At 47.3% G+C, this 11,226-nt stretch carries 8 protein-coding genes and 2 tRNA genes; 3 read left to right on the forward strand and 7 right to left on the reverse strand.

Translation table 11 applies throughout. The features are described from left to right. Positions 1 to 811 precede the first annotated feature (811 nt). Together S1OALGB6SA_RS05525 and S1OALGB6SA_RS05530 are read right to left on the reverse strand one after the other, a co-directional pair. Positions 812 to 2,614, reverse strand: a complete 1,803-nt coding sequence (locus S1OALGB6SA_RS05525) for a S1 family peptidase (RefSeq protein WP_124032807.1) — start codon at positions 2,612 to 2,614, stop codon at positions 812 to 814. Between the two features lie 156 nt (positions 2,615 to 2,770). Then, complete coding sequence (locus S1OALGB6SA_RS05530; protein ID WP_124032808.1) at positions 2,771 to 3,388, reverse strand: hypothetical protein; 618 nt, start codon at positions 3,386 to 3,388, stop codon at positions 2,771 to 2,773. Positions 3,389 to 3,752: 364 nt separating this feature from the next. Between S1OALGB6SA_RS05530 and S1OALGB6SA_RS05535 the strand changes: the two genes are divergently transcribed. After that, positions 3,753 to 3,823 (forward strand) — tRNA-Gly (locus S1OALGB6SA_RS05535). A gap of 715 nt (positions 3,824 to 4,538) precedes the next feature. Here S1OALGB6SA_RS05535 and S1OALGB6SA_RS05540 read toward each other — a convergent pair. Then, positions 4,539 to 4,613 (reverse strand) — tRNA-Arg (locus S1OALGB6SA_RS05540). Positions 4,614 to 4,765: 152 nt separating this feature from the next. Between S1OALGB6SA_RS05540 and S1OALGB6SA_RS05545 the strand changes: the two genes are divergently transcribed. Both S1OALGB6SA_RS05545 and S1OALGB6SA_RS05550 read left to right on the forward strand, forming a co-directional pair. After that, the gene (locus tag S1OALGB6SA_RS05545) at positions 4,766 to 5,212 is read left to right on the forward strand and encodes a PTS sugar transporter subunit IIA (protein ID WP_503465874.1); all 447 of its coding nucleotides are present in this window, start codon (positions 4,766 to 4,768) and stop codon (positions 5,210 to 5,212) included. A gap of 22 nt (positions 5,213 to 5,234) precedes the next feature. Continuing rightward, positions 5,235 to 6,830: a cation:proton antiporter gene (locus tag S1OALGB6SA_RS05550; protein ID WP_230204436.1), complete on the forward strand. Its 1,596-nt coding sequence runs from the start codon at positions 5,235 to 5,237 to the stop codon at positions 6,828 to 6,830. Positions 6,831 to 7,027: 197 nt separating this feature from the next. Here the strand turns inward: S1OALGB6SA_RS05550 and S1OALGB6SA_RS05555 are convergent, their stop codons facing one another. The 4 genes from S1OALGB6SA_RS05555 to S1OALGB6SA_RS05570 are packed head-to-tail and all read right to left on the reverse strand — an operon-like array spanning position 7,028 to position 10,897. Further along, the gene (locus S1OALGB6SA_RS05555; RefSeq protein WP_124032811.1) at positions 7,028 to 7,717 is read right to left on the reverse strand and encodes a hypothetical protein; all 690 of its coding nucleotides are present in this window, start codon (positions 7,715 to 7,717) and stop codon (positions 7,028 to 7,030) included. A 26-nt stretch (positions 7,718 to 7,743) separates the two neighbouring features. Continuing rightward, positions 7,744 to 8,541, reverse strand: a complete 798-nt coding sequence (locus tag S1OALGB6SA_RS05560) for a hypothetical protein (RefSeq protein WP_124032812.1) — start codon at positions 8,539 to 8,541, stop codon at positions 7,744 to 7,746. A gap of 11 nt (positions 8,542 to 8,552) precedes the next feature. After that, positions 8,553 to 9,569, reverse strand: coding sequence for a hypothetical protein (locus S1OALGB6SA_RS05565; RefSeq protein ID WP_124032813.1), 1,017 nt, complete (start codon positions 9,567 to 9,569; stop codon positions 8,553 to 8,555). Further along, on the reverse strand, positions 9,566 to 10,897 hold the full coding sequence (locus S1OALGB6SA_RS05570) for a tetratricopeptide repeat protein (RefSeq protein WP_230204437.1): 1,332 nt from the start codon (positions 10,895 to 10,897) through the stop codon (positions 9,566 to 9,568). Before S1OALGB6SA_RS05570 ends, S1OALGB6SA_RS05565 begins: the two co-directional genes overlap by 4 nt. Positions 10,898 to 11,226 lie beyond the last annotated feature (329 nt).

Genomic DNA, 11,226 nt, shown 5'->3' on the forward strand with positions numbered 1-11,226 from the left:
TAAGATTTAGTCGATCCTGATACCTATCCTTCAGCCATTTAGCGCTGGGGGCGCACCTTGAGGGTCTATAGTAAGCATATATGTTTTCAAGTCCAGGGGGGGCTGGCAGTTTATGCAAGACCATCCTGGCATTGGACGCGCCCCCGGGAGGTCAATGTCTTGTCCATGTCTCTCTCTCATCTCTCATTGCGAAATGGCTCAGAGTAAGCGACGAGACCGGCATTTTGCTCTGGGAGGAAATTCCTGTCTATCGGCATCCGAAACTCCGGAAAAAGCTCGTCGCTTGATGGAAGCTCCTCATTCCAATGAGATGAGAATCGTGTCGACGTTATTCTCTGGTTCATCGGCAACGAGAATCCCGATACGGAATCCCGCCACTACCCTGGCTACTCTTCATGCCGGGGGAGGCTAGACGCCATTCAACTAATCACGGCAGTCTGCCAGAGTTCTTCTCATGACTACCAAATCATCAATTGCCTGCCCACTCGCCATTGTCTTTGTGAATGACGGCTTGTACGGGAGTAAGGCGGGTGGAAACCAAACGGATAAATAATCAGTGAGTATGACGCCCTAGCCATACCCACCGGTCCAAAAAACGTCAAGGCGAAAAACCGCGCACCATATAGGCTCTATCAGCTCGCGCTCTTGGTGGGAAGCAATCTCTGGATGATCTCCCTCAGGCGGCCCCCGCGCCCCTATCAGAAAGAAGTCAAGCGGAAAAGACTCCCCCATCGACTCGGCATCCGGAATGACAAATGGTAGCATCTTAAGCTAGCGGGGATGATTGCACCACCCCCGCCCCCTCAACTAGCTAGTAGAACCTGGCATATCCTTCAACCATTATACTGCTCATCCTGCCCCCCTTGAGCTTTGCAAGCTTCCTAGCGTGATGTCTGTAAATGATCTCAAATCCCCACCGAGTATCAGTTGGGCTCGAAGCGAATTCCAAACCTACCCCAGCCATGTAATAGGGTTTGACTGAAATGATTTCATTACTAGATCCAAAATCTTCACTAGATCCAAAATCTTCACTAGATTCAAAAACATCCACATTGAAGGCGAATTCCAAACCGGCTCCGCCTGTGACAAATGGCGTAAGCAGGTTTTTTTCCTCTCTTATAAGAATCGGCCATTGCAGTACAGCTTTTAAGGGAATTGCAAAGGAAGCAACCAGGAGTGATTTATTTTTTTGTTCATCTTTAAAGAGGTACACAGGAAACTCGGTACCTATAGAAACACCCGCATAACGCACTGGAAGGAAAATAACAGATGACTCAAAAACGAAACCAAATTGAGGTTTGATCGAAGAACCATCGGCTGCTCCACTCAGCATGGGGACGCCCATCCCGAGGCTCATACGGAGGGCAAAGTCATAGTCAAATTCCTCTAAAGCACTAGTTTCGGCCGAATCATCTAACACCAGATCGTCAAGATCGTCAGATGAGAAGTTGGATAAGCGCCACTGAGCGCCCTCCTGTTGCCAGGTGGTTCTCAGTTGTTTTTCCTCATCGTCTTCATCAGTACCACCGGCTATGGTAAAAGTGACTCTCGCTATACTGACAGTGACTTCAATGTCGTCATCTTCTACGGTAACCTCTCCTGAAGAGGTCAAGCTGTTCAACAGCCCTCTGAACACCGCTTCCTTCAGCGCATCGGAAGTCCACGCTCCGAACATATAGGGATCGTTTTCGTCGAGCCATTCCTCATCGGCATCTCTCCGCTGCTTGAGATACAATGTCCAGCCGTAGCGAACTCCTAAATCATCAGATAAAAAACCCCTCCAATCCAAATAGTCATCTGTGGATGAAATCGTATCCAGGAATTCTTCGATTCGATCTTCAACCTCCGGAGCTTTTTGCTCTTGTATACTTTCCAGGTGGCTCAATAATTCTGCCGATGGCACAGAAAAATAGGTATTGTCCCGGGATCCGACGCCCCAGGTATTGACTCCTACGACACGGTATCCTCCAGTAGCGTCTCCCACAAGCAGTGGCCCCCCACTGCTGCCGGAATCGATAATTGCCGAATGCTGTATGAGGTAGTCAAGATTCTTAGAACGGAATTGCTCCGCGATACGAGCCTGCTGATTCGTTATAATTCCCTGGCCAAGTTGCCACGCCGGTTTAGACATAAGACCAGGATATCCGGCAGACCAAACCGTTCGGCCATCTTCAACTAGTTCCGTCTCCAGAGCCAGTCCATTGCCGGGAATTTCACTCATGGGACTCAATGAGAGAATAGCCAGATCGCGATCTGGGTCGTATACGAGAAGTTGGCAGTCATTATGAACAATGGAATTACCGTCGCGGTCTTGAAATTCCACATCAATCCGCTCGGCCCATTTCACAACATGATGATTCGTAACTACGACTTGAGTGCCGTTTGACAGTTGTAAAAGAAAGCCGCTACCGCGGACGCCTCCTGTATTGCTAAATTTGCCTGCTAAATTCCTCTCCCCCCTACTTATTAGCCAATCAGCAATTGAGGAGTAGGTGTCCGTGGCTTCTTCGGTATATTCTGTTTGAACGATAACGACATTGTCTCTGATGTCATCGCTGCCGAAGATCAAAGCGGACGCGAACATAAATGGAATAAGTACAATGTATCTTTTCATGAATAATCTCCAATTCAGGTATTATATGAGCCCCCTGAGCTCCAATTTTCCAATGTCTGACATAACCGAATTTGGCTCGGTTAAGAAACCAACACCGTGTTTTGGGAGGCGGCATCCACTTAGGATTAAGCGTATTCCCCAAAGCACATCAGACATTTACATCTCCGATTCGAGTAAGTCGGACCATCCTTTTCTGCCAATAAACCTATCAACCTCCTTTGCGACCTCTTCCCGGGAAAGGGGGTCATCAAGGTATATCAATGACCACTTATTAACTCCAGAATAAATCCCACGGCTTCCAAAGAATACAGCTTCACCTTCCCTGACGGTAAACAAACCGTCTTCTGAAGGATGGGGCAAGTAAACAGAATACCGAGTATCGACAGTGTTTATTCTAACGAAAGCCAAATAATACTCGCCAGGTTCTATGTTTTCTACAACAAAAACCCCGTTTATTATTGGGCTATGTAACATGACTTGCGTTTTCAAACTGAGTTTAGGAGTGATAGGATAGCCCCTCACAAAGAATTTCCTCAGAGGGGAAACATCAGTTTCATATTCATATCCCTTGGGAAGAAGCATAATCTCCATCAATGGCTGACTTTTTTCCCAATTGACAGCATCAAGATGACCGTAAACTAAATTATTATTAACACCGTCTGGAGCTTTTACTTTTACCGAGGCACATGCGGCCAATAGCACCGCCATAATAGCAGAAATTAGTAAACACATTCGTTTTTTCATGTTCTTTTCTCCTTTTAGCATACTTCCCATATTCAGGATATCCCAAGTGGATTTTCATGTCAACCCTATAACCAACAGCAGAACAATTCCAGAACCTAACGAGCAAAATATCTCATCCGCCCCCATGAGGCCTGCTTCGTTCCTGATTCGGGAAGGAGCAGCGGCAGAAAAGGAGAAGGGGATGTTCTCGGGATCGCTGCTTATTCATCGGGGATTTTCAGGCTCGCAAGCAGCCTTTGGGAGAACCGATAGGCTGATTTTTTCATCAAAACGCTTGTCTGTAATGCAATTAGCCGCCCTTAGCTCTCACCTCACATTGGCAGAAGGCTCAAGGCGCTATAGCGGGAAGCCCACTTGACTAACTCGCATCTGCAACGCTACGGTTCTGATAATCGCGCCTGTTGTATAATGGTATTACCTTAGCCTTCCAAGCTAAAGACGTCGGTTCGATTCCGATCAGGCGCTATCATGGCATTGCGCCAAAAATCAACGGCGTATTCATGTTCTTTGCCTGAAGGAGCGGTACTCCCCAATGTGTCCTGCAGAAATCCAGTTGATATCTGCGCACAAAATCCGTGAAGATTCTCAAGCCCTTTTATATTCCAAATGGCTAGCCCTCTCAAAAGAAGTTCTAAGAAGTGTGTCTTTTCTGGTTTTCAGTAGAAATAGCATTGACGATATGATTTAGCCACTCCTGATTCTGCTTCAGACTGTTTTGTCAAGCGCCGGGGGGAAGGGAGCAGGCCTTGAGAGTCCGCCCTAAGCATATATGCTTTCAAGCTGAGTAGGAGATTAATCGTATCTCATCAGTGTTGGCAGGATGAGATCGGCGTGCGAACGCAATAATCGCCTGAGATATCTTGTTACTTTGGCATAAGGTAGCGCTGGAATATGGGGAAGCCGGGCGAGAGATTTTTTGATTGCGATTTTTGTCAAAAGATATATCCTTCTCAATCGCGGAGTTGCGAAGGCGGAAATAGAGGGCTTCAAGTGCGATATTGCTGACGCGAATTTAAGCCTGGTCGAGGTTGTGAGGATTAGCAGTTATGAACAAGAAAAATTCGCCGGCTCCTCAGTCTATTATGCGGGCAGATCCGGTTAACCTAACCCGAAACGCACACTCTTAGAGTGGCGGCGCATCCTGAGCGAGGATATTTGAGATGGATTCACGGGAAGCAGGTACCCCGGAGCCGACTCGAACGGCTGACCTACTGCTTAGGAGGCAGTTGCTCTATCCTACCTGAGCTACCGGGGCCTTTGTGGCGGATGATATATACGCTAACGGAAGTCAGTCAAGTTGGATATTGATAGGAACCGGAAATTGGTGTGGCTTGCTGAACGTGAGTAGTTTCGGGTATTGACCACTATGCATGCGGGGTCTAGCTTTATTGGATGAGATTGAAAAAAGTGCTCAACAGGAGTTCGGTTAGGGTTGGTTTGCCGGGTTCCACTAAGGATGAGATTATCCGGGAGATGGTTGGAATAATCCTGGCGGACGATAGAGATTTTATAAAAGAGGATATTCTAAATGCCGTTTTCCAGCGTGAGGCCCAGATGTCGACTGGGATGAAGAACGGTATCGCGATTCCCCATGGCAAGGTGGATTGCGTAACTCGCTTGCATGCTGCTGTCGCAGTGAGCGCCGAACCAGTTGACTTTGACTGCTTGGATGGACTGCCGGCGCAGATTTTTGTTATGACTGTTTCTCCGACTAACCAGACGGGACCCCACCTGCAATTTTTGGCGGAAGTGAGCGCTCTTCTGGCCGATGATGATTTTAGGAGACGGATTTTGGCTGCTAAAAACGAGGATGAGCTGTTGAAAGCTTTTTGTGAGGGCAGAGCTGATGCATGAAGGGGCTTCATTAACGCATTTGATGATGGTTTTGGTTCTGCAGCTGACGGTTATTCTGCTAGCTGCAAAGGGTTTTGGCTTTGTTTGTGTGCGATTTTTGCGGCAGCCTTCAGTACTGGGGGAGCTTGTCGCCGGGATGATTGTTGGACCCTTTGCCCTGGGAGGAATCGCTCTGCCTTTTCTGGGCGGCGAGCCGTTGTTCGCTATCTCCTCCGAGATGGTACTCCCTGTAACGCCGCAGCTTTATGGTTTTGCGACTGTGGGCTCTGTTGTTTTACTTTTTATTTCTGGCTTGGAAACCGATCTTAAAACCTTTCTTAGGTTCGCGGGCTCCGGCTCGCTGGTTGGATTCGGAGGTGTGGTTTGTTCCTACTTTTTGGGAGCTTTATCGGCTTTGGCGTTTATTCCCGATGTTGTTTCGATTTTTGATCCGCGGGCTATGTTTATGGGAATTATTGCGACCGCCACCAGTGTTGGTATAACCGCTCGTATTCTTTCTGAACGACGCAGACTTTCGAGTCCTGAGGGAGTTACCATCCTTTCGGCAGTTGTGTTTGATGATGTACTGGGTATTGTGCTGCTTGCGTTGGTGATTGGCCTGGTGCGCATGGGTGGCGGAGAAGGAGTGGATTGGCGACTCCTTGGCCGAATCACTTTGAAGGCTTTTGGTTTTTGGATTGGAAGTACAGTAATCGGGATTGTTCTGGCACCGAGGATTACAAAGGGCCTGAAGGAATTGAAGGATTTGGAAACTCTGGCGGTGATTGCTTTTGGTTTGGCCCTATTATTGGCGGGTTTGTCTGAGCTTGCGGGCCTGGCGATGATTATCGGAGCCTATGTGATGGGCCTGGCTCTCTCAAGTACTGATGTGGCGGAGGATATTCGACGTCGTTTGGAAGGACTTCAAGCGTTTATCGTGCCAGTTTTTTTCTGTGTTATGGGGATGCTTGTTGATTTTAGAGCACTTGGCGAAGTTTTTGTCTATGGTTTGATTTACGCTGGCCTTGGAATTTTTGGGAAACTTGTAGGTTGCGGATTACCTGCTTTGATGCTTGGGTTTAACGGTAAGGGGGCGTTGCGTATTGGTACGGGTATGCTGCCGAGAGGTGAAGTTACTCTAATTATGGCGGGATTGGGTTTAACTACCGGGGTGATTGGGCCTAGTCTATTCGGCGTCGCCGTGATATCGATGCTCATCTCAAGCCTAGTTGCACCCCCGATTCTTCTGGTGGCATTCAGAGGCGGCAGCGGCTTCAGGAAAACCTTGGGAGAGGTTAAGAGCGCCGATCTAAAAGTTATTTCGTTCGCCATGCCAACGATCCATCTTGCAGACTTTGTCTTGAGTCGATTGCTTGATGCTTTTCGACGGGCAGATTATTTCCCGCGACGAGTGGGACACAGGAAGCCAGTTTATATAGCGCAAAAAGATGCGGCACAGATTACTCTGCTACGCCAGGATAGGTTGATTCAGGTAAACGCTCCATCAGCACAGGAAGGCTTTGTTCGTTTGCTGTTAACCGAAGAGATTCTGGCATTGAAGGAATTGTTTCGCAGTGTGGAGAAGGTGGCGGATACTGATGCTACGGAACGCAATATACTGGGTGATTTGTTCGGTTAATGATTGTCTGGAAAAATGGCAATGAGTGATTCATCTGATTGCAAGGATACCGATTCTATCTTCCGCTCCGAAAACGGCGTTTCCCGAGTCTCGTCGCGGTCTCTCCACTAGCACTCTCACCCCAAAAGGATGGAACAAGCAGAAGCATCTCGCCGGCCCAATGTCCGGCGTAGAAAATCTCCCAAACTGACACCTCCCTAAAGAGTCCCAGCAGGCATCTCCTTAAACTTTATATCAACAGGAATGCTCGGAAACCTTTCCAGCGGCGAGATAACAGCCAAAAAACCTTGAATACCGCCTTCGAGCATAGGTTCCTCTTCGTCTTTAAAGCGTTCCGTCTCCTCCCCATTAAAAGAGAGAACCCATTCACCACTTCCGCGTTCCACCTCAATTTCGTTGACAATACCATAGCCTCCATTTAGATTCCTTGAATACTTCCACCCAGTCAGTTTTGTGTACTTTTTACCTATAACCTTACCAATCTGATAATAACGATCAACTCGAATCATAACTGTCAACATCGCTTCAACGTCGTTAGAAACCATTTGCTGACATAGCACTATGCCATATCCGGCATTCTCTTCACCACTGCTTTTACTAACTGTAACCCTCCAGACATCAAAGGGGTTTTGGGGATTAGCACTTAGCGGAAGCCATACACTGCTGCCGTATAGTCGGCTAAATTGTTTATCATTGGTATGTAGACGGTAGCTGCCTGTATCTGCACTATGCTCAAACAGTTTTTCGACAACCTGTACCCCCCCACTGGGAATACCATCCCCCCAATCTTCTTCCACCAGGTTAAGATCGCAAGAAGAAATCATCGCAATTACCAAGAACATAATGCCTTGTTTTTTCTCCTTTCTGATTAACCTGTTTATTAGCAAAATTTTCCTCCCATCAAGGACAGCTTCTAGAGTTCAGTCAAAATTGATATGGAATCCAGCTTCAATTCATAACTCACCGTTTTACCGCCAGCACCCAGAGTCGGGCCAAAAATGTTGGTAGGTTTTATCCTAAATCGAAAAGTGCGCTCCACAATTTCCCGATTCTCAAGTGTAAAGGGCACTCCGGATTCAACTTCCAGGTTCCTGCTTGCCCGCTCGCTGAAAACCGCAAGATTGATGGGTTCGCTACTCCTAATATCTTTCTGAGTGAGTGTAATCGTAGCTTTCCGACCAGTTGGTATTCTCACGTAATACCAATCAGTATCGGAGTACTCCAGGCTCTTTCCATACTTAGAGTAATTATAGGAACGATAATGCTGAACATTCCCTTCAATAACATGTGTCAGCTCTTTGGCCCATTCACGAGAATCATTAGGCTCATAGATATCTCTGATAACTTCACTTCCAACTCCTAAAGCAGCTGTCGTAGATCTAAAAAACCGCTTGCCCCGCTTCTTCTGTAAGGTGTAAATTCGTCTCTCATCGTTAGCCAGCCCTTTATCAGTCCATGAAAGCTTCCTGCCTCGGTAGGCAGTCTTCCACTCCGGCTCTCCTGTCGATCCGCTGTCCTGGCCTCGCAGTATAAGGTATTCATCGGTACCTGGATCCTCTTCCCAGGAAAGGCTGACCATTCCTTCCTTTTCAAAGCACACGGTGTGCAAACCTCCGTCAAAAGGATCCTTATTTGTCCGATCCATTTCTTCCAAAAGCCCCCCCGTACAGCCTGTAACCAAGAAAAGTATGAAAAGCATTACTACAATCATATTCATCCTCATTATCGCAGAGAATACTCGTAAAACAAGCTCACAGGGAAATGACTCCTTAACGGCCTATAGAAAATCAGCCTCCAACCAGTTGCAAATCCGATAGCGTGTTTCACATCTAGTTGAAATCTGTATGAAAGTGTGCTCCCAAGCCCTCCGCTAACACTGACCCCAGTCCACGTTGCAGAGTATTTGCGATCCTGATTCAATATATCAACCTGAAGTAGAGGAAATACTGATGCTGCAAACCGATGCTCTTCCCTGTAGTCAAATACCGCTTCAACCGGGAAGGAAAAACCAAGGCCGTGAAAGGTAAATGACTCATCGCCATGGGTGTTCATCCCAAGCTGATACTCGAAAGAGAATCCGAACCGTCCCCCGAGCTGCCAACTTCGTCTCTCCCATAGAGGATAAATCGGAGTAAAATATGCCCCAGCTTCCATTGAAGCAATCCCTGCCAAGGACTGTCTCCATTTGCCGGCGGTTGTCCACCATCCCAATCGTCCCTGGAAATCCCACAAAGACCGTTCCACTTCCCTTTTAATCCACAGAGGCGCTAACCCCAATGTCTCCGAGAGATATACATAAACCTTTTTCGCAGAATCTTCAAGGAGTCGCTCCAGTTCTGTCGCTGCATCCTTCCCATAGAAGGTTCCTATAAGCTCCTGACGGCCCGGGTCATAGAGCTTGAGAACTATATCCGCATACTCTTCCGTATATCGAATCCGGCCGTATATTAAAAATTCGGCGGCATAATACTGGCAAAAATAGGCGGCATCCAATATCGTGCTGACACCTCCGGCTAATCCTTCCGGATTCCGATGCAACTTTGCTTTCAGTGTATCTTGCTGATCCAGATCGAGAAGATAATTCCTGAACTTACGTGATTCATCATAACCCGAGAAACTTGTGGAATCGAAGGCAGAATCACTGCCGATAATCAGTGGCGCTATCGCTATGCTGATCGAATGAAGCGAAACTGCACACTGACTCCATAGCAAGACAAAAAACAGTACTCTGAAACTCATGAGCCCAAACTCAACTTTTCTCTGCGACGTCGATAGGTAGACAATGCATCCTCATCTCCAAGTTTTTCGCTGGACCAGATGGCGATATCAAGTAACTCAGCTCTCTCCTCGTATGCGAGAGCAGCCAAGCTGTATTCCAGTGCTCTCCCAGCCTCTCCTCTTTCCTTAAAAAGCCTCGCGATTCGAAGTGATGCATCCACCCAAAGGGATATGTCGACTTCGGAATTTAGAACAAGTACATTCTGAGCTTTCTTCCACGAGAGTTCCGCCTCCAGAAACTGCTCATTCTGATGATGTATATCACCTAAAAGCAAATGCCCCTTATAATCATCCCCGCGAATCTGTATATAGAAATTGACAAACTCTTCAGCTTCCTCATAGCGACCCTTCGCAACAAGGACTTCCGCAAGACTTAACGCGGGTGCAGTAAAGGACGGATCTATCTCCAATGCCCTCCGCCAAGAGGACTCTGCCTTATCAACTTCACCCAATAGCTTCCAAACCTCTCCCAGCTCGTAATGAAGCGAGCTTTCCTCATACTCTAAAGAAAGCGCCCTTTCATAGCAGACTAACGCTTTATCAAAACGTCCTTCCGACAATGCCAGCCTGGCCGTATCTCTCTGTATTTGAAAACTTTCAGGAGCAAGGGCAGCCAGAACCTCATAGGACTCCAAAGCCAGATCCTTGTGCCCTTGTTCCAGATAGAGGCGTCCGCGAAGCTGAAGTGCTTCCTGGTTATAGGGGCTGCGTACCAAAATGGCATCCAGGGCCTTCAATATATCACTATCATCCCTGACATCCGACGAGGCCATATACATCGAACGCGCATAGGACATAAGTGCTTCTTCAGTCTGTTCATACTGTAGCGATTCCCGATAAAAACCAGTTGCTTCAGAATGGTAACCGGATTTATCACTAAGTTCTCCCAGTTCGGCGTATTCACTGGCAAGATCGTATTTGCTTCTATCACGAGTCCAAACCAAAGTCTCCAAATCATTCATTCTTCCATTCAGTTGATTGAGCAGATTCCTCAATCGATTCTCGCTCAATGCCACTCTATTCTCAATACGGGATAAAGAAGCTGCATCTAGTGGCTCATTTCCTTCCAACAGATCTTCAAGTGAAGAAATTCTTTCAAGTATGTCCCGATAATGAACTTTGTTGCGGGCAAGCTCTTTGTATACAGATAATTGGAATTCGATCTCAGCAATCCGATTCCTACTGTACAGGTAGAAAACGATCGCAATACTGGAAAGTAAGAGCAATGCAAATATCACCGCAAACCATTCAAGTTTTCGAGAGCGTCTAACGCTGTCTACTTCCTGCAAAGCAATCTCCCCCCTAAGATAATTTATTATAAAAACTAATATTGATAAAACCAAGTCCATGCTTCCATTATTATCGCTCCACATCTCTCCAAAGCAGCCGGTTCCTGACTTCAGGAGCTGAAGTATCGTTTCGGCCAGGGGCGCCTTCTCTCCTCAGCCCCAAGTGGCTCATCCAGGCCCTTAGGTATCAGCTTGCAAAACCTCCTAAAGGCTCTTCCTTCGTCCCTGGCGGCTCCTTGAGTCTTATAAGGGATTCGCAGCAAAGCCGCAGGTGGAGTTAGAAGATTCCAGCTCGAAAGAAGGGCCGCCGCACTGGCCGTGCCTTAAGC

Source organism: Olavius algarvensis spirochete endosymbiont, from assembly GCA_900608495.1.
GTDB lineage: Bacteria > Spirochaetota > Spirochaetia > DSM-2461 > DSM-2461 > UBA2779.

Coding starts and splice junctions, on each gene's coding strand:
- S1OALGB6SA_RS05525 (WP_124032807.1), bottom strand. CDS start 2,614: ATGAAAAGATACATTGTACTTATTCCATTTATGTTCGCGTCCGCTTTG.
- S1OALGB6SA_RS05530 (WP_124032808.1), bottom strand. CDS start 3,388: ATGGGAAGTATGCTAAAAGGAGAAAAGAACATGAAAAAACGAATGTGT.
- S1OALGB6SA_RS05550 (WP_230204436.1), top strand. CDS start 5,235: ATGATGGTTTTGGTTCTGCAGCTGACGGTTATTCTGCTAGCTGCAAAG.
- S1OALGB6SA_RS05560 (WP_124032812.1), bottom strand. CDS start 8,541: ATGATTGTAGTAATGCTTTTCATACTTTTCTTGGTTACAGGCTGTACG.
- S1OALGB6SA_RS05565 (WP_124032813.1), bottom strand. CDS start 9,569: ATGAGTTTCAGAGTACTGTTTTTTGTCTTGCTATGGAGTCAGTGTGCA.